The organism is Hydrogenobacter hydrogenophilus, from assembly GCF_900215655.1.
Taxonomy (GTDB): Bacteria; Aquificota; Aquificia; order Aquificales; family Aquificaceae; genus Hydrogenobacter; species Hydrogenobacter hydrogenophilus.
In genome coordinates this window covers 53,380-71,303 of sequence record NZ_OBEN01000004.1, presented here as the reverse complement: position 1 = coordinate 71,303, position 17,924 = coordinate 53,380, and the positions used below count along the sequence as shown (strand labels likewise).

At 40.1% G+C, this 17,924-nt stretch carries 17 protein-coding genes and 2 CRISPR repeat arrays (1 of these 19 running past the window's edge); of the genes, 7 read left to right on the top strand and 10 right to left on the bottom strand.

Annotation, left to right across the window (positions count from 1 at the left end; genetic code table 11):
* Nucleotides 1–505: direct repeats of the CRISPR family, unit length 29 nt; unit sequence GTCTCAATCCCACACGGTGGGCTAAAAAC (it extends 140 nt beyond the left edge of the window).
* 305 nt (nt 506–810) lie between these two features.
* From cas6 to cas10, 6 genes are read right to left on the bottom strand one after another with little or no spacing between them, the layout of a single operon-like run.
* On the bottom strand, nt 811–1,539 hold the full coding sequence (cas6, locus tag CP948_RS04805) for a CRISPR system precrRNA processing endoribonuclease RAMP protein Cas6 (RefSeq protein WP_096601858.1): 729 nt from the start codon (nt 1,537–1,539) through the stop codon (nt 811–813).
* Between the two features lies 1 nt (nt 1,540).
* Nucleotides 1,541–2,608 carry a type III-A CRISPR-associated RAMP protein Csm5 gene (gene csm5 / locus CP948_RS04800; protein WP_096601855.1) on the bottom strand — a complete coding sequence of 356 codons (1,068 nt, stop codon included), beginning with the start codon at nt 2,606–2,608 and terminating at the stop codon, nt 1,541–1,543.
* The gene (gene csm4, locus CP948_RS04795) at nt 2,595–3,539 is read right to left on the bottom strand and encodes a type III-A CRISPR-associated RAMP protein Csm4 (protein WP_096601852.1); all 945 of its coding nucleotides are present in this window, start codon (nt 3,537–3,539) and stop codon (nt 2,595–2,597) included. The genes csm5 and csm4 overlap by 14 nt, the downstream gene beginning before the upstream one ends.
* Nucleotides 3,529–4,428: a type III-A CRISPR-associated RAMP protein Csm3 gene (csm3, locus tag CP948_RS04790; RefSeq protein ID WP_096601850.1), complete on the bottom strand. Its 900-nt coding sequence runs from the start codon at nt 4,426–4,428 to the stop codon at nt 3,529–3,531. Before csm3 ends, csm4 begins: the two co-directional genes overlap by 11 nt.
* Nucleotides 4,429–4,430: 2 nt before the next feature.
* Nucleotides 4,431–4,880, bottom strand: a complete 450-nt coding sequence (csm2, locus tag CP948_RS04785; RefSeq protein WP_096601848.1) for a type III-A CRISPR-associated protein Csm2 — start codon at nt 4,878–4,880, stop codon at nt 4,431–4,433.
* Between the two features lie 2 nt (nt 4,881–4,882).
* The gene (gene cas10 / locus CP948_RS04780; RefSeq protein WP_096601846.1) at nt 4,883–7,303 is read right to left on the bottom strand and encodes a type III-A CRISPR-associated protein Cas10/Csm1; all 2,421 of its coding nucleotides are present in this window, start codon (nt 7,301–7,303) and stop codon (nt 4,883–4,885) included.
* 91 nt (nt 7,304–7,394) lie between these two features.
* Here cas10 and purN point away from each other — a divergent pair, with 91 nt between their 5' ends.
* From purN to CP948_RS04750, 6 genes are all read left to right on the top strand, one after another.
* Nucleotides 7,395–8,036: a phosphoribosylglycinamide formyltransferase gene (gene purN / locus CP948_RS04775; protein WP_096601843.1), complete on the top strand. Its 642-nt coding sequence runs from the start codon at nt 7,395–7,397 to the stop codon at nt 8,034–8,036.
* A gap of 38 nt (nt 8,037–8,074) precedes the next feature.
* Nucleotides 8,075–8,863 (top strand): inositol monophosphatase family protein, encoded by a 789-nt coding sequence (locus CP948_RS04770; protein ID WP_096601840.1) that lies wholly within the window; start codon nt 8,075–8,077, stop codon nt 8,861–8,863.
* A 1-nt stretch (nt 8,864) separates the two neighbouring features.
* Entirely contained in the window at nt 8,865–9,746 is an 882-nt protein-coding gene (locus tag CP948_RS04765) for a universal stress protein (RefSeq protein ID WP_245810088.1), read from the top strand.
* Nucleotides 9,743–11,383 carry a tetratricopeptide repeat protein gene (locus CP948_RS04760; protein ID WP_096601837.1) on the top strand — a complete coding sequence of 547 codons (1,641 nt, stop codon included), beginning with the start codon at nt 9,743–9,745 and terminating at the stop codon, nt 11,381–11,383. The genes CP948_RS04765 and CP948_RS04760 overlap by 4 nt, the downstream gene beginning before the upstream one ends.
* Complete coding sequence (locus CP948_RS04755) at nt 11,383–12,237, top strand: LptF/LptG family permease (RefSeq protein WP_096601834.1); 855 nt, start codon at nt 11,383–11,385, stop codon at nt 12,235–12,237. Before CP948_RS04760 ends, CP948_RS04755 begins: the two co-directional genes overlap by 1 nt.
* A 67-nt stretch (nt 12,238–12,304) precedes the next feature.
* Entirely contained in the window at nt 12,305–12,529 is a 225-nt protein-coding gene (locus tag CP948_RS04750; protein WP_096601831.1) for a hypothetical protein, read from the top strand.
* A gap of 16 nt (nt 12,530–12,545) precedes the next feature.
* On the opposite strand, the gene CP948_RS04745 is transcribed toward CP948_RS04750, so the two are convergent.
* Entirely contained in the window at nt 12,546–13,889 is a 1,344-nt protein-coding gene (locus CP948_RS04745) for a sigma-54-dependent transcriptional regulator (RefSeq protein ID WP_096601828.1), read from the bottom strand.
* 22 nt (nt 13,890–13,911) lie between these two features.
* A complete protein-coding gene (locus CP948_RS04740) occupies nt 13,912–14,727 on the bottom strand; it encodes a transglycosylase SLT domain-containing protein (RefSeq protein ID WP_096601825.1) in 816 nt (271 codons plus the stop codon).
* A gap of 388 nt (nt 14,728–15,115) precedes the next feature.
* A CRISPR array of direct repeats spans nt 15,116–15,537; the repeat unit is 29 nt; unit sequence GTTTCTAATGTACCGTGTGGAATTGAAAG.
* 20 nt (nt 15,538–15,557) lie between these two features.
* Here CP948_RS04740 and CP948_RS04735 point away from each other — a divergent pair.
* Entirely contained in the window at nt 15,558–16,322 is a 765-nt protein-coding gene (locus CP948_RS04735; protein ID WP_096601821.1) for an iron-sulfur cluster-binding protein, read from the top strand.
* On the opposite strand, the gene trmD is transcribed toward CP948_RS04735, so the two are convergent.
* Entirely contained in the window at nt 16,312–17,055 is a 744-nt protein-coding gene (trmD, locus tag CP948_RS04730; protein WP_096601818.1) for a tRNA (guanosine(37)-N1)-methyltransferase TrmD, read from the bottom strand. The two genes, CP948_RS04735 and trmD, sit on opposite strands and share 11 nt — an antisense overlap.
* Entirely contained in the window at nt 17,052–17,918 is an 867-nt protein-coding gene (locus CP948_RS04725; protein WP_096601815.1) for a tyrosine-type recombinase/integrase, read from the bottom strand. Before CP948_RS04725 ends, trmD begins: the two co-directional genes overlap by 4 nt.
* Nucleotides 17,919–17,924: the final 6 nt, after the last annotated feature.

Below are 17,924 nucleotides of genomic sequence, written 5' to 3'. Positions count from 1 at the left end.
CAATCCCACACAGTGGGCTAAAAACAGCTTTAAACTCTTTGTCTTAGACTTCATGAACTCTTTGTCTCAATCCCACACGGTGGGCTAAAAACTTGCAACGAACGAGATCAAAATATACAAGTACTCTCCGAGCACGTCTCAATCCCACACAGTGGGCTAAAAACATTAAGATCGCCGCTGAAACCTCTCCATACGAGGGGTTGATCTCAGTCTCAATCCCACACGGTGGGCTAAAAACTTGTTTCTAGCGAAGGCGAACAAGTTTTGCTTGCTCCGTCTCAATCCCACACGGTGGGCTAAAAACCGATATACCCGCAAGGCATTGTTTAGGAAAGACAGCGGTCTCAATCCCACACGGTGGGCTAAAAACCTCAAGAAAGAACCACTACATCATTGATAACAGTTATGTCTCAATCCCACACGGTGGGCTAAAAACACAATACTCCCGTCCGTATAGAACCCACACCCGCACAAGTGTCTCAATCCCACACGGTGGGCTAAAAACCCCAAATCCTTATATGTTTGATCTTATTCTCTCTTAAGCTTTTTGTCAATGGGCTACCCTCTTTAAATGAAGTTAATTTTCGGAAATTTTCAGTTCCCAAAAATGGGCTAAAAAAGTGCCATTTCTAAGCATTCAAACCCAACCATTCCAAAAGTACCTCATCAAAACATCAAAATGCCAAAGTGTTTTGATGAAGGTATTAAAGCTATAGTGCTCCTATAATCTTACAAACCTAAACCTTATTCAGTTGCCAATATAACAAGGGATCATATGACCCCTCAGTTTTCTAAAAGTATAACACATTTTTACATACGGTGCAACTTTACCATACCCATGTCCATGGTGGTTTTTTGTCCTACTCCTGCATACTCTGCAAAGCGTGCAAGCACAGAGAGGGTTTTGGCAAGCTCTGGGTCTTCTGTGGTGTAGCACACTATACCCAAAAAGCCCCTAAAGGTTATGTTGCTTCCTATTGTGTGGTTTGTGGAATGAAGTTCCAGTGCCTTTATGCCTACTTTTTTGGCTAACTCTTCCTCCAAGTTCTTTATGTTTAGTTGGTGCTTAGAAAAGCTGTTCCATCTGGTCAGTAGGTTTTTGAATATGAGCACAGGGTTGGGTAAGATGTAGTCCCACCTGTAGCGCCTAAAGGAAGTGGGTTTGAGAAACTCAAGGCAGATGTTTTTTAAAGGTTTTGTGTTTAAGAGTTCTTCGTAGGTTCTTGCCTTCTCCTGTTTTATACCGTATGGTTTTATGGTCATGACCTTTGCGGACCTTAGGTATAGGTCTTTTTCCTGCGTGTAGTATTCGTAAAAGATAATGGGTATAAGCTCATCGTCTAACACTCCCAATCTTAGTTCCAAGCTTTGGCTATCTGCGGAAAGTATCCAAAGGGAAAAGGGTTTTTTCTTAAGGTCGTGTATCCTGCCTGTGATCTCTTCTGGCAGAAGTCTAAGATAAATGCCATGCACTTCAGAAGGTGTTGGGTTGCTTATGGGTTCTGAAAGCTTAAACTTTAGCCTCAGTATTGCTGGCATCTTACACCTTCAAAAGAGCCCATCCAAAAGTCTTGCCATCTTGCGTTATTCTTCTGGTCTTATTGACCTCGTTTCTTACTTTGGATTGAGTTTGCCTAAAGACCTTCTCAAAAAGCTTTGGGTCTTCTCTCTTTACCAAAAGCATAACAGTAGTGCTCAGATAACCCTCGTGCTTTCCAAGTCTCAAGAGTATCCCATCATTAAGTCTTTTCTTTATGTTTTCCAAATGCAGAACCGTTTGGTGTTTTCCCTTTCTCTTGAAAAACTTTATTTCCTCATCTAATAAATCTCCGTAAAACTTCTGTGAGAACTCCTTTAGCTTTTTGTAGAAGTTCTCAGGCTTTATGTAATCAAGAAACCTGTAGCTCCCAAAATTGCTAAAATGAGGCAGTATTTTTTGGTCTATATACTCCCTGAAATTCACTACCGTGCCCTCTTTTAGAGCTTCGCAAGGATAAATTTTCTCATCTGAACCTACAAGCTCTGGCACTTCTACCTGTAGATGGCTTGGGTCTATGGGTTCGCTATCAGAAACCACAAAGGCTTTAAAAAGGTCTTGCTGAGCATTTCTTTTTTGTACGTTCCTTGGATAGAAAACATTTTTCTCTAATATTTCTTCTGCGTCCTTTATGTGTCCTTTCTGTAAAGCTTCTATAAGCTCCTTCCTTAACTCTTCATCTTCCATCAACACACCAACCAGAAAGAGATGTCTGATAGCTCCCTTTATCTCGCTACCGGGTATGTAGGGCTTATACATGCTCTTTATAAAGCTCTCTATCTGCAAGCTTTGGGGCTTTCCGTTAATTCTTACTGTATATACAGGCTCTATCTTGCTCTTGAGATGCGGATCATCTCTAAACAGGCTCTCAAGGAAGGAGCGCTCTGTAGATTTGGTCTTTATTGAAATAAAGATTTTCTCTCTTAGATTTCTTGGTTCTCTTTCAATGACTTGAATAACTCTGTCAAAGAAATAGACTTTTAGATAAGGTCCCTCTTTTACAAAGTCAAAACCTGTTAGCCTCTCTCCATCACCTATATGCACTGGGGACAAAAGCTCAAGCTGTACCATTGCCTTCCCTCACAAAAAGCCCAAAGGCAAAGCCATACTGGTATATGGTCCTTTGGTTATCTTGTAGTGCTACCTTTAAAGAGCCGTAATAATACTTCCTCTGTTTTACATGCATCACACTTCCAGCACTCAGGTAGAGCATTCTCTTTTTCCACAAAAACCTTGTCATTCTCTCATAGTAGTTCTCCACCGCTCCAGTATAAACAAAAGTGTCATAAAGACTGCGTTCAAGGTCAAAGTTAGGATCGTAAAAGCTTTCAGAAATAAGCACCATATTATCGCTCTCAGGTTGAAGGTATTCTTCTATCCAATGTTCTTTTAGCTCTTTTGCTTCTACCTCAAAGTGTCCAAAGCCTGTGCTTTTATTCTTTCCAATGGGAACAAACCTAAGAGCGGACAAAACAGGCTCTGTGTAGGATGTATCAAAGAACCTTATAAAAACCTTAAAGGTATTGACATGATAAGCCTCTTCTGTGTAATACTCTCCTCCTGTTGTGGTGTTTGTGATCCTGTTTATGCTTGCATGAGGTATGAGCAGTTTTTTTATGGGTATGCCTTGCGTTTTTGTAATCTTTATGTCTGCAAGTGTTTTTATTCTGCCTTCCAAAAACCCTCTAAAGGTCTCCTCATCAACCAAGGACGCCTTTTTTAACTTCTTTAGCTTAGAGTAATTTTCCTTTGTTCCTTCGCAGTAATCTTTACCTCCCAACTTCATCTGTGGCTTAGGAAAGTATAGCGTGCCTCCTACCTCATACACAGGAGAAGATACCAAAAAGGGTGGCTTACCCTTTTTGAACTCAGAAAGCGTGTCCGAAAGCTTTTCTTCTGAATATAGATACTTTATACCCCAGCAGATAGCCCCAAACAGAGTAAAAGACCTTATAGGACTGCCCACAAGACCCTTAGGCTTAAAGGCAACTTCAACCAGCATTTTTAGGCTTTCCTGTGATTTCCTCAAGCTCTTTTATGATCTCTTGGTCTTTTATATCCGCAAGAGAGCCAAACTTTCCTATCTCATTCTCCTGAGCTATTCCAAGGTAGTATGCCTTTGGTCTGTATATCAGCCTTATGTTTTCAAACTTAACCCTTCCAGAACCCCTTGAGCCATAACCTCCAAGGTAGCTATCTTCCAATGCCCTCATGCCTGTAAATACCAGATTTAGGCGGTCCTCATCTCCCTCTTTATACAGCTCAAAAACCATCTTACCCTCAAAGATGGCACCAGCAGGCACGCGCTCCACTTTACGTGGATGTGCCCTTGATGTGATCCTGTTTATCTGGTTTTCTGTCTTTATCTCAGTTAGCAAGCCTTGGGTGATCTCCTGCAAGACTTCTAAGCTCTCTTTTGTCAGGTAGGCATCAAAAACCTTGAGCCTTGGCGGTCCAGGAAGCTCTTTTGGGTTTTCTCCTGCTATATTTTGTATGGTATTTTGATCTCCTGTACCAAAGACTATACACACACTACATCTTCCACAATCGCAGGGTTTGCCAGCGTTTTCTATGTACTTTTTGTTTTTCTCTTCAGGCTTACCTCTTTCTTCAAGTATCTTTTTCTTGTTCTCAAGCATCTTATCCACATTTCCTAAAAGCCACTCAAGAGAGCTTCTCATCTTGCCCTTTATAGAAGATCCGGGTATGTAAGGTGTGCCTTCTGGCATGTCCGTGCCATCTTGGTAAAACTTGGGTATGGGTGCGGTTGTCTTTATCACTGGGCTGTCAAGACCACCTATCTCAAAGTTTTCCACAGAGCCACCCACCCTCAAGCCCGTAAGAGCCTTCAGGTGATAAGTGATGATCACAGACCCCCTATAACTAAACATGTTTAGCCTCCTCTTTCCTTTTTAGAGTAAGCTACTATGGACATCATAAGTTCATAAGCTCTGTTGAGGTTTTCCTTTGCAGTTTCTTTATTCTTGCTTATGTGCTTCTCTATGTTATCAAGTATTTTGTGAATTAACTCTTTGAATCTGTCATTTATTATTCCTCTTTGAGCTTGATACTCTACAAGAGCATACAACATGTAAAGCCTTGGTGCCACCGCCTCAATATCTCTTTTTTTCGCAATGTCGCGCAGGTTCTTAAACTCTTGGTATATGCGCCTAAGTTGTACAGCTCCTATGTTGAGATTTTTTGCTAACCTTTTTCCGTATCCTTTAGGATGGAAGATGTCTTTGTCATGCAGGTCCTTAAGGTCTCTGCTTTTCAAAAAGTTCTCCAATTCTACTGCAGGGTCTTGCTCTTCTTGATGATACTGTCCCCTCTGGTGTTGCATATCTAACCTCCTGTATTTTTATTAACTGCCTTATTACTTCCTTTCTGACGAGTCTTCATAAGTATGTACTTTAGCATAAAGCGTGCTTGCTCTAAGTCTATCTGATAATCTTCGTCCAAAATAAGCTTAATGAATTCCTTTGCCTTACTTTCTTCCAAGTTCCTGTAGGTAAAGTAGTAAAGTAGTGGATAAAAACGCATGTCAAGCACGCCTCTTTTGGAGTGTTGCTTTAAAAGGTTATAGATTTTATACACAAAGCTACGGTTTAACTTTTCGTAATTCTTTTCACCTAACTTGTCAAGGGCTTCTTCCAACTGATCCCATGTTAGAACCTCAGATAGCACCGCTACCGCAGGCTTTTTCTCCTTTGCTTTGTCCTCCTCCTTTCCTGCACCTTCTGCACCCAGCCTTACCGGATACTTGGGACCAGCCAGATATATACCCGCAGAAAGGTCAAACCTGCCCCTTGAGCTTGCCTCACCTTCTGTATAAAGCTTGAACTCCTGCCTTATAGCACACATCGCACTTAGGCTATCCTCCCAGTAGCCTATCAAGAAAAGGTCATCTCCACCCGAATAAACTGTGTATATGCTTTTTTGAAATCTCTCCCTTATTATGGCATTTACCACGCCAGAGAAAAAGAGTTCCAAGTTTCTGCTTAATGTTGCCACTCTTGAGATGGAATAGTCCTTCTTTAGACCGCAGGCAAAGATGTAGCCCAGATTATCCACATCTGCACGAGCAAATCCCAAGAGCTCATACCCACTCTCCGCATCTTCCACGAGGCTCTCAAGGTCAAGAACGTTATTCTCTTCATCGGTTGGCACCGTCCTTGCTAAGAACCTAAAGCCATCCACATCCTCAATATTTTTCGTGTTGTTGATGGCATACAAAAAGCCCTCTGTGTTATGTTTTTTGTCTTTTAAAAAGGCGATGCCACCTATGGGTTCTATCCAGAGATCCGCTTCTTCTGGGTCTTTGGTAAGAAGTAGGTAATCTGCCTTTACTGACTTTGCTCCCAAGGTCTCAAACTCTTTACACGCATGGCATACTAATTGATTCCCCTCCTTATCGTAGCCTTCTTTTATTAACACACTCCTGCAAGATGGACAGATGACTTTCCCTTCCGGCTTTTGCCAGTCTTGGTTAGCAAGCTCCTCAAACCTCTCTATTACTCTGTAGAACTTTCTCTTTTTCTTCTCTTCTACTTTCTCATAGAGACTCTTTACCACCTCTCTAAAGTTTGATGCATAAGCACCGCTTTCTTCTTGTATCCTGAGCATGTTGGCGTTAAATTCGTGATGGGTCAATACAAATCCCAGAGCACCATTGTACTTCCTTATGAGAGCCTCTTCTACGTTTTGCTCTATCTTTGCTAATTTTTGATCCATACCTTCCTCGTAGCCCACCAAAGCCCAAAACTTACCACCACCAGCATACAAAAGGTTTGCCCTTGGATAGCCCAGCTCCCCAAGTAGGTATCTGCCCACCAGCTCGGGAAGGATAGCAAGGAACAAGCTTTTGCCCCTCAGCCTTTTGGCAGAGCCTTTGTAGCCAGAAAGGTTGTAAAGAAAGTTTTGGATGCCCGTGATGTCCCCGTCAATGAGTACGAGTTTTAAATTCTCACCTGCGGTCTTGAAGTCAGACCCCCTGCCCATTAAACTCTCTATGACTTTTATGTTGTAATCAGTCCAAAAAGATGCAGAAAGACAAGCAACAACACGCGAATGGTCAAAGAGAGAGATATCCGGGTAATGAGAGTCCTTTCTCTCTTGGTCCCAAGTGCTCGCAGGCACACACCAAAAATACTTATAAAAGATGTGGTAGAGCCTCTCAAAAGCCCTCTCAAGGTCAGAAAAATCTATACTATCCAATCCCTTTTTAAAGCCACAGAGTAGATTTTTATACTTGTCTGTTATCTCCTTCTCTATCTTTTCCTTCTCACCTATATCTATGCGCGCTTTTATCTCTTGATAGTCTTTAGGATACACAAGTTTGTAGCCTTCTGGTGTTTCAAAATCCACCTCAAGGGGCTTTAGCTCGTAGTAATGGGTCCACTCTACATTCTTGTGTTCTCCGTCAAGCTCCACAACGGAAAAGACGTTCATAAGAAGCTTTACCTTTTCCTCTAAAGTTCTGAGACTCCTTTCGGAGCTTGCAAAGTAGTCTGCAAAGCGGTAGATGTAAGGGTGTATGTCTCCCAGTGTTTCTGGTTTGTGATGGTAGGTGCTTGTGATTATCTTTTTGTAGTCCTCAGAGCTTAGCTTGTGCTTTAGCTCTTTTTCTACGAAGTTGTAAGAAAGCTTGGCGTGTTGATAATTAAACTCTTGGTAGTTATTCTCTTTAAAGCCAGCCCTTTGGAGGACCTTGCCTATGTCATGAAGAAGTCCGCCTATCGCAAGCAGTAGCCTCTCCCTCTCCATCTCTCTTTATTATAACCTCCTTATTTGCCTACTTCTGACAAGGTGTATCTTGACAAACTCAAGACATTTGCGTTAGATTTATTGCTTGCTTATGAAACTGGGTGTACTTGTTTCTGGCAGAGGTTCCAATCTTCAGGCTCTTATAGATGGCATAGAATCAGGAAAACTACCTTGCAGTATTGACATAGTTATATCCGACAGGGAAAAAGCTTACGCTTTAGAGAGGTGTAAAAGGCACAAAATACCGTACTTAGTGATAAAGAGAAAAGACTTTTCAACGCAGGAAGCCTTTGAAGAGGAGATAATAAAAGCTTTAAGTGGTGTAGACCTTGTGGTATTAGCAGGTTTTATGCGCATTCTGTCTGAACACTTTATAAAAGCCTTCCCTATGAAAATAATAAATATCCATCCCTCCCTTACACCAGCTTTTTTGGGAAAGTCCGCTCAGAGGCAGGCTCTTGAGTACGGTTCTAGAATAACAGGCTGTACCGTTCACTTTGTTACAGAAGAGTTGGACAGCGGTCCTGTTATAGTTCAGGCTTGCGTGCCCGTGCTTCCTGATGATACAGAAGAGACACTATCAGAGCGCATACTTTCTTACGAGCATAGATTGCTACCTCAGGCGGTAAGGTGGATATCTGAGGGAAGGGTAAAGGTGATGGGAAGGAAAGTAGTAGTCCATGGTGCAAACTACGGAACTCTTCCTGCAAATCCACAGCTTGAAGTGTTTTAGCTTTAATAGGATATGTGATATACTTTCTTTAAACTCTTATGGATAAAGTGGAGTCTTTCTTAAAGGTTGCCAAAGAATCAGCGTTAATAGGTGGACTTATCCTTAAAGAACACTTTGGAAAGCTTACCCAAAAAGATGTCCAAGAAAAGTCAGAAAAAGATGTGGTAAGCTTTGTGGATAAAAGCTCTGAGGAAAGAATAAGAAAATATATAAAGATAAACTTTCCAGACCACGATGTAGTGGGAGAAGAAGAAGGAGGTACAGATAACAGCGACTATGTCTGGTACATAGACCCTCTTGATGGTACGAAAAATTACATAGCGGGTTTTCCCATCTTTGGTGTATCCGTGGGACTTACTTATCGGAAAGAACCTATAGTGGGTGCGGTATACATGCCTTTATATGACACTCTTTATTGGGCTTACAAGGGTGGCGGTGCTTACAAAAACGGCAAAAGTATAGAGGTTAGCAAAAGAGTGCAGGTAAAAAGTTTTTTTATCGCTTACGGTTTTCCCTCAAGAGCAAAAAGAAACCTTGACATATACTGGAATATATTTAAGGAACTTTTTGAGAAAGTGGGAGCTATGAGAAGGCCAGGTGCTGCAGCAATAGACCTTTGTTTTACAGCAGAAGGTATATTTGATGGCCTTATAGAGTTTGAACTAAATCCTTGGGATGTGTGTGCAGGCATACTGATACTGCAAGAGGCAGGTGGAAAGGTACATCTTACAAAAGACTTGACCAAAGGAACGGATGTGATAGCTGGTACACCCACTGCTTTTCCGTACATAGAAAATACTGTAAAATCTAACTTAGAGGGTTTATAACATGATGAAGTTTTTAGTGCCGGTTGACTTTACAGAGATAACTAATCCTCTCCTTAGGTTAGTAAAAATATTAGCTCAAGCTCATTCTGCAAAAGTGGCTCTCCTTCATGTGGTATCGCCAGTACTTTATCTTCCATATCCAGAAAGCTTTGGAATGAGCGTTATAGACCTTGAACTTCTTTCTGACCTTGAAAAGAGGAAGGAAGAGGAAGCAAAAGAACGGCTCTCTGGACTTGCAGATTTTTTAAAACCCATACCTGTAGAACTAATGATTGATATGGGTGACCCTGCGGAGCTCATACTTGAAAAGGAGCAGTCTTTTGACCTTATTATAATGGCTAGCCACAGAAAAAGCCTGATAGAAAAAATACTCGTAGGTTCTACCGCAGAAAAGGTAGCAAGGTACACAAAGAAACCCCTACTTGTACTCAAAGGCAGAGAGGTAGAAAACTTCAAAAAAGTGGTCATAGCGCATGATTTGTCCAAATACGCAGACCTCGCCTTTGAGTTTGCTATTAAACTCCTTAAGCCTTTCAACCCTCAGACAACTATTCTTCATGTGGAAGAGACCATAGAATTACCTGTAGTAGCTAACATAAAGGATGTCATAAGTGAGCGCTACAGAGAAGAAAAGATAAAATACTTGGAAAGTCTCAAAGAAAAGGCTCGGGCGGAAGGATTTACTACTCAAGTGAAAGTTATAGAAGGGAAAAATCCTGCGGATGCAGTGCTGGAATATCTGAAAAATAACACAGATGTAGATCTAATAGTCATGGGAAACAGAGGACTTTCTACACTTCAGAGGGTACTTCTTGGAAGTACATCTTCAGAAGTCCTTAAGAAAGCAGAACTGCCAGTACTTATACACAGGAGTGTTCAATGATATACCTGCTTTTATTGGTTTTTATATCTTTACCTTCTTTTGCCTACAATCCTTACACAGATTACTTTTTCTGCAGATACTATCAGCAGGAAAAACCACAAAAAGCAGAATTTTATTGCAGGAGAGCTTTAGAGAAAGCACCCACGCCAAGTCTCTTTGTAGACACAGTTAGGCTTGAGCTAGTTTTGAAGAGAAAAGATAGAGCTCTTGAACTTGCAAAGAGAATGAAAGCAATGTATCCTAAGCATCAGGAGTCTTACCTGACTCTTTACAGTGTTTATTCCTTGATGAACGAGCCAAGTAAAGCCCTATCCGTACTTGAGGAAGGCCACACGCTGATCCCAAATTCCAAAGAGATCATGCTCTTTCTGGCAGACGAATACCTAAAAAAGGGTGAAAGGGAAAAAGCCAAGTCTATTATAGAAAAGCTCGCAAAGGAAAGCCCTGACAATCCACTACCCTATTACATGCTTGCAAGAATATATCTCTCCGAAGGTGATAAAAAGCTTGCCATACAGTACTTAGAAAGGTCCCTTAAGATAAACGCTACATTTGAAGCCGGATTTATCACCTTAGGTAAGATTTACGAAGAAGGTGGAGAATATACTAAAGCGGAACAGCTCTACAAGGATGTGCTAAAAAGCTCGCCAAACAACAAGTCCGCTCTTGAAAGGCTTGCCCAGCTTTATGTACTCACCAACAGGCTTGAAGATGCACAGGAAGTATACGAAAAACTCGCCCAACTTTACCCTGAAGAAAATTACACCTATCAATACGCTTTGGTACTTATAAGAAGTGGAAAACAAGACCAAGCAGAAAAAATTCTTAGCCAGCTTTACTCTAAGTACCCTGATCGTCTTGATGTAGCCTACACCTACGCTTTACTTTTAGAAATGGGGAAGAAAACGGACAGCGCACGCAAAATATACGAAGATATATACAAAAAAGATCCCACCAACACGAAGGTTATAGAAAGACTCGCAGGCATGTACATAGATAGCAGAGACTACGAAAAAGCACGCCATTTACTCCAAAAAGGTCTTTCCTTAGAGCCTAAAAACTACCAGCTTAACCTTCTTATGGGAAGTCTTCTTAACGAAGAGGGAAAGCCTCAAGATGCCATAACTTACATAAACCTCGCCATAAGCACAAATCCTATGGACTACAGGGGATATTTTTTAAGAGCCATAGTGTATGACAAGTTAGGACAGCCAATAAGCGCAGAAGCAGACCTCAAAAAAGCTCTTGAGCTAAACCCTGGTGATCCAGAGCTTTTAAATCATTTGGGATACTCTCTCCTTCTTTGGTACGGACCTGCACGCTTAGAGGATGCAAAAAAACTCATACTTGAAGCCTTATCAAAGGATAAAGAAAATCCTGCCTATATGGACAGTTATGCTTGGGTTCTATATTATGAAGGAGATTACAAGAGCGCTTACGAATGGCTAAAAAAGGCTTATGAGAAGGAAAAAGGAGACCCAGTCATTAACGAACATATTGGAGATGTGCTTGTAAAACTCGGAAAGAAGCAAGAGGCTAAAAAATACTACGAAAAGGCATTGGAACTTCTAAAAGCAGGGAAAAGAGGAGAACCAGGACAAGAGAACAGGCTCAAAGAAAAGCTTAATCAATACTGATGCTGTGGAGTTTTTTAAGTTGGAAATTAATAAAAATGTCCATTATTATCAGCTTTGTTCTATCTTTAGCTTTTATACTCTTTCAGTTTTTTAGGATAGACAACATAGTTTTATCCCTTCCTCTGCGAGAGACCTTACCCTTTTTAGTCCTTTGGATATTCTATTCTCTCTTTTATTTTCTGCCAACTTCACTTTTCGTATCTTCTTCTGTTGTTTTTTTTGAATTGAAGGATACAGAAAAGCTAAATGTTATAGAATCCTTTGGTATATCTCCCTACTTTGCCTACTTGCAGACACTTATAAGGTGCGCACCTATCTTTTTATTCTTAGTATTTACATCCTTTATACTCCACGAGGAAGACATATCTTTCATGAGAAATTATTTAACTTACAAATATTACTTGAACATGGTTTATTCTATACCCGAAAAGACATTTTCCACGGTAGGAGATATGACTCTCTATACAGATGGACGCACTGGCAATTACCTTAGTAATGTATTTTTTAAAAAAGAGCGTATTTTAGTAGTGGCAAAGAGCGCCCATATAGAAAAAGACACCCTAATATTCACTGAAGGAAGCTTACTGTCAGAAGAAAATAATAAGTTCTATCTAACATCCTTTTGGGAATACCGACTGAGTCTTGGAAAGTTTGTAAGCTTAGAAAGAAACAAAGAAAAGCTCAAAAGGGACCAAAAGCTTAATTTACTGAACTCTCTACTTTCGCCTATGCTTATTACCTTAGGTTTTTTAATATCAAAGAAGACAGACCGTTCCACAAGGCTTTACTATTCTGTAGGTGTGCTCTCCGTGTTTTACCAGTTTTTCCTTTTGACGATAAAACCCCTACTGTAAGTTTCATCAATTTTTCATCTTAACCCATATAGAATTATACTTATCAATACTTTTAAGGAGGTAAGCCATGAAGAAGTTCTTAGCAGCACTACTTACAGTAGCCTTTGCAGGTGCAGCTGTAGCTGCAGAAGCTCAAGCTCCCGCAGGCGAGAAGAAGGAAGAGAAGCCTGCAGCCCAGAAGGAGGAAAAAGCTCACAAAAAAGCTCATAAGAAGCACATGAAGAAGCACATGAAGAAGGAGGAGAAGAAGGAAGAGAAGAAAGAGGAAAAGAAGGAAGAGCAGAAGAAGTGAACCTTTTGTGGGGGCTTTAGCCCCCTTCTATCTGTATGTTGTACTGTTTTATTTTTCTGTATAGATTAGAAAGATCAAGGTTTATTACTTGTGAAACTTTCTTCAAATCGTAGTTGTATTCTTTGAGTTTTCTCTTCAGAAATAACTTTTCAAATTCCTGCTTAGCAGTCTTTAGGTCTTTTTGTTCAAAAAGCGCATCGTAATTCTCTGCAGGCAAAAAGCCAAGTAAGTTTTTTATATCCTGCGCCTTTATCTCCTCACCCGTGTGAAGGATCACGAGTCTTTCTATAAAGTTTTTAAGTTCCCGTACATTTCCCTTCCATGGGTATGCCATCAGTAATGCTTTTGCCTCCTCCGTTAGGTGTTTTTTAGGTTTCTTATACTCTTTGGAAAACTTATCTAAAAAGTGTTCCGCAAGCAAAATTATATCCTCACCTCTTTCCCTAAGAGGTGGTAAGCTTATAATAAAGGCAGATATTCTGTAGTAAAGGTCTTCCCTAAAGTTTCCCTTTTTTATTTCTTTGCGCAGATCTTTGTTAGAAGCACAGATGAGTCTAAACTCAGAATATACGGTTTGCGTTCCCCCTAACCTTGTGAACTTTTTAGTCTCAAGCACTCTGAGGAGTTTAGCCTGAGCTTTTAGGCTCATATCTCCTATTTCGTCAAGAAAGAGAGTCCCACCATGTGCAAGTTCCAACTTTCCCTGTTTTCTTGCAAATGCGGAAGTAAAGGCACCCTTTTCGTATCCAAAAAGCTCTGCCTCTATAAGATCTTCCGGTAGCGAAGCGCAGTTTATGTCTACGAAAGGTGCTTGACTTCTTTCAGAAAGTTCGTGTATCTTTCTTGCCACCAGCTCCTTACCTGTTCCGCTCTCACCTATTAGAAGCACGTTTATGTTTGTCTTGGCTATCTTTTCTATAATCTGCTTAAGCTCCATCATGGGTTTTGAAGAACCTATAAGCTCGTCTTCTTCACTCTTTGTTGCTCTTTTCCTCAAGACCTCCTGAACCGCTCTATCTACCGTTAAGAACAACCTTTCCATAGAGAAGGGCTTTTCAAGAAAGTCATAAGCACCTTCCTTTATGGCTTTAACAGCGTGTTCTACTTTTCCATGGCCTGTTATGATGATAACGCTTGTATCTGGAAGATAAGTTTTAATGTAGCTCAAAAGGGATAGACCATCACCATCTGGTAGCCATATATCAAGCAAAACAGCGTGAAAGTATTCGGACTGTATAAGCTTTTTGCTACTTTCTATGCTTTCCGCGGTCTTTACATAGTAGCCTTCTTCCTCAAGAAGTTTTGCAAGAGTTTCTCTTATATTCTTTTCATCGTCAATAACCAAAAGCGCACCTTTCATAGTAATTAAAATAAAGCAAAGGTTATTCTCTTATGATTATCTTAGCTCCGTTATCAAGAGTGATTATCTTTTCTCTGTGATTTGCTACATCTGCTGATGGGCTTTCTGCTTTAGCTTGTCTTTCCTCTGGAATAGAAAGTCCGTACTTGATAGGATCTCTTGTTAACAAAAGTACTGCAAAAAAAGCTGGCACATAGTTTCTAGTTTCTACAGGAAGCATGTCCTTTGTGATCCAGAAGTCTACACCTGCGGTTTTGTTTTTTACACAGTTCTCACCGCAGTTGTACGCTGCCAATGCAAGCTCCCAATTACCAAACATGTTATATAAGTCTTTTAAGTATCTTACCGCTGCTTCTGTTGATTTTATTACATCAAATCTTTCATCTACTTGTTCATCTACCCGAAGTCCATACCTTTTTGCAGTTGATGGTATAAACTGCCAAAGCCCAGCAGCTCCAGATCTTGACACAGCTAAAGGGTTAAAACCACTCTCTATAACTGGAAGCAAAGCAAGTTCAGAAGGTAGCCCGCTTTTTTCTATGATGGGTTTTATTAGTGGTAGGTAGTACTCAGCCCTTTGGAGTGTCTTTTGAATATACGGTTTATTTTGTAAAAAGTACCATATGTATCTTCTGATCTCCTCGCGATCTGGTACAGGAATGCCAAAGTTCTTTGCCTCTTGGTAGATAAACATTTCTTCCTCTTCAGAAAAAGTAAAGCTCCCCTTTTTCACTAGCCTTATGGTATCCCTGCTTTTTGGTATGACCGCTTGCTTTACGGTTGCAGTGCAAGAAAACAAAAAACAACACAACGCAAGTATTCCTATCCCCCTCTTCATTAAAAGTTAATTATAAAATCTTTTGCGGACAAATAGTATCCTTCACACACTTTATGATATATATCATAAGCAATTTCTCTCTCTAAGGGTTAAAATAAAAAAAGGATTGAGTGGTTTTATAAGCCCCTTGTCATCTTGACAGTTGAATAAGGACTGTGTTTGTAAGATAAGAGGGGTAGTATACCTTTGATGTCTTCATCAAAACATTTTGGCATTTTGATGTTTTGATGAGGTACTTTTGGAACTGTTGAGTTTCAATAGTTAGGAATGGTAATTTTTCAGCCTCTTTTTGGGAACTGAAGATTTCCGAAAATTAACTTCATTTGAAAAGGGTACCCTTTTAGCAAAGTGTTGATGTATAATGTTTTTCTTGAATATCCCTTTTGGGGTTTCTAATGTACCGTGTGGAATTGAAAGCCTTACTACAAGCTAAGAGTTTATGGCACTCCTGAAGGTTTCTAATGTACCGTGTGGAATTGAAAGGTAGACAATGCAGGATTAAGTGTAGTAGTGCCTACAGTTTCTAATGTACCGTGTGGAATTGAAAGGTATGTGTTCTCTTTCAATCATGAGAATCTCTTTTTTGTTTCTAATGTACCGTGTGGAATTGAAAGTATTGTGAAAGATACTTCACTATAGCCCTTTGCACGTTTCTAATGTACCGTGTGGAATTGAAAGATTAGACTTTTAATCCACATACTCGCTATGTTTTTGTGTTTCTAATGTACCGTGTGGAATTGAAAGCTCTTGTAATCTTAGGTGGTGCAGGTCTTCCAAAAGAGTTTCTAATGTACCGTGTGGAATTGAAAGGTGGGTTATAATAAGTCCATATGTTCAAGATTCTTTCTAAGGAAATTTTAGGTGAAAGATTTTTGCTCTTAAGGATTTATGCTCCTCACATATCGGATGCAAAAGCAGGACAGTTTGTCATATTACAGCTCAAAGAAGATTCGGAAAGAATACCTGTATTTGTTTTGGAAACTTTTCAAGATGGTTTTTCTTGCATACTGGAAATAGTAGGAAGGAGTACTCTTGAGATAAAAGAAGAAGGAGAGGAATTTTATTATGTAGGTGGTCCTTTGGGGAAACCTTTTCCTGCTAATTACTACGGAAAGGTAGTTTTATATTCAAAAAATTGGGGTGTTGCAGGTGCAATAAGCGTAGGGAGAGCTCTAAAGGAGATGGGAAACCACATCACTCTGGTTTATTTTGAGGAAGTTTTCACTGATATTTTAAAAAAAGAAAAATTTGATGAAGTTATCTTAGAGAAAGATTTAAAGGCTTACAAAGGTGTTGATCTTGTAATAACCGTTGGTGATAACTTACTATCAAAGAATGTCTCAGATATGTACCCTTCTGTAAGGCATATAGCTACGCCTAAGGTGTATATGCTGTGTTCTGTGGGGCTATGTCTTAGTTGCAGGCTAAAAGTGGGGGATGGTTATTCTCTTGCATGTACTGATGGTCCATGGTTTGATGCTCACAGTATAGACTGGGAAGAAGTGATAAAGAAAGAAGACACCTACAAAGAAGAGGAAAAAATAGCTCTTGAGGAGTATCTAAAAAAGCTTGCAAGTAAACGCATTAGCGCTTAGTTATCCACTCTTCAAAGCTCATGCCTTTTTTTATGCTCTCCAAAATGTGTTTTTCTGTGGGTGTAAGGTCTTGTGGGATAAGATCTGGCCTGTACTTTAAAGTCCTTTCTATAGCATGCCAGAGTTTCCACATCTCTATAAGTTTGTGATTTCCAGACAGCAAAACTTCTGGGACCTTCATGCCCTCGTACTCAGGAGGTCTTGTGTAAACAGGGTATCCCATCCACCTTCTGAAAGAATCAGACAGAAGACTTTCTGGTTCTGTAAGCACGCCCGGTAGAAGCCTTACAATACCTTCAAGCAATGCAAGAGCAAAGACTTCCCCTCCGGAAAGCACAAAATCTCCCAAAGATAGCTCTTCATCTGCAAGAGTGCTGACACGCTCATCTAAACCTTCGTATCTACCGCATATTACCGCTATACTGTCTTTTTTGGATAATCTCTCAAAATCCTCTTGGGTAAGTCTTTTGCCCCAAGGTTGAGGTATTATGGTGTAAGGCTTGCTGTGTTTTTGGATGATCTCCTTATAAGCGCTAAAAACGGGTTCTGGCTTTATCACCATACCCGGAAGACCACCGTAAGCGGTATCGTCTACCTTCCCCTTGTCCGCATAACGCCTTATATCTATCACTTTCAGATCCAAAACAGACTTCTTTATAGCTTGCTTGATGATACCATACTGAGCGTAGCACTCTATTATCTGAGGGAAGATGGTAAGCACGAAAAACTTCATTTTAGAAAGCTTTCTACTAACTGTCTTGCCCTTTCCTGACTAAACTTATAGTATATGTCTATGGTAGTTCTTATGTGTGAGTGTCCTGCAAACTCTTTTACCACTTCAGCAGGAAAACCACTATTTACTAAATTTGTTATGTAGGTATGTCTAAAGCTATGCACAGAAAAAGGAATTCCCAATCTGTGGGACAATCGGTTAGTATAAACTTGAAGAGATCCCCTTTTGACCTTAAAGTTCTCATCGTACGACTCTATCCATTCAAGCAACTTATGTGTAGCTTCGTATGTTTCTTCTTTTGTGCTTCCTAAGACGGGAACGAGCCTTTCCTTTCTACCTTTGGTGATGTCTGCAGAAAGCCTTATCCATAAAAGACCACTTTTGTCCTGATAAAAATTGCTTTTCCTAAGGGCAAGATACTCAGAAAGTCTTACACCGCTGTGAAGAAGAAGCATGTATACCTTCTCGTACTTAGTCCCATGTACCGCCGATAGAATTCTCTTGGTTTCTTCCTTTGATAAAGCCTTTGGATATCTATCCGCTACATTCCTTCCTATTTCCTCTCTCACTTCGTCTATGACCGTTTCTATATGTGAGTATCTTTCCTTGTCTATGTATCCTCTTCTGAAAGCAAACTTATAAAAGTGCTTTATAGCAGATAAGTGAGTAAGTATGGAAGAAGTGTTAAGCAATGAAGCGTCCACATAACTGTATATACTTTTGGGGTCTATTTGGATAAAGTCTTGACTTTGTATGTGTTTTACGAAGGACTCAAAGCTTCTTATGTATGTAATAACAGTTCTTGGGCTTTTAGTTCTTTCTAAGCTATTTTTCCAAAGCCTCAAAAGGTGATCACTATCCATAAATTT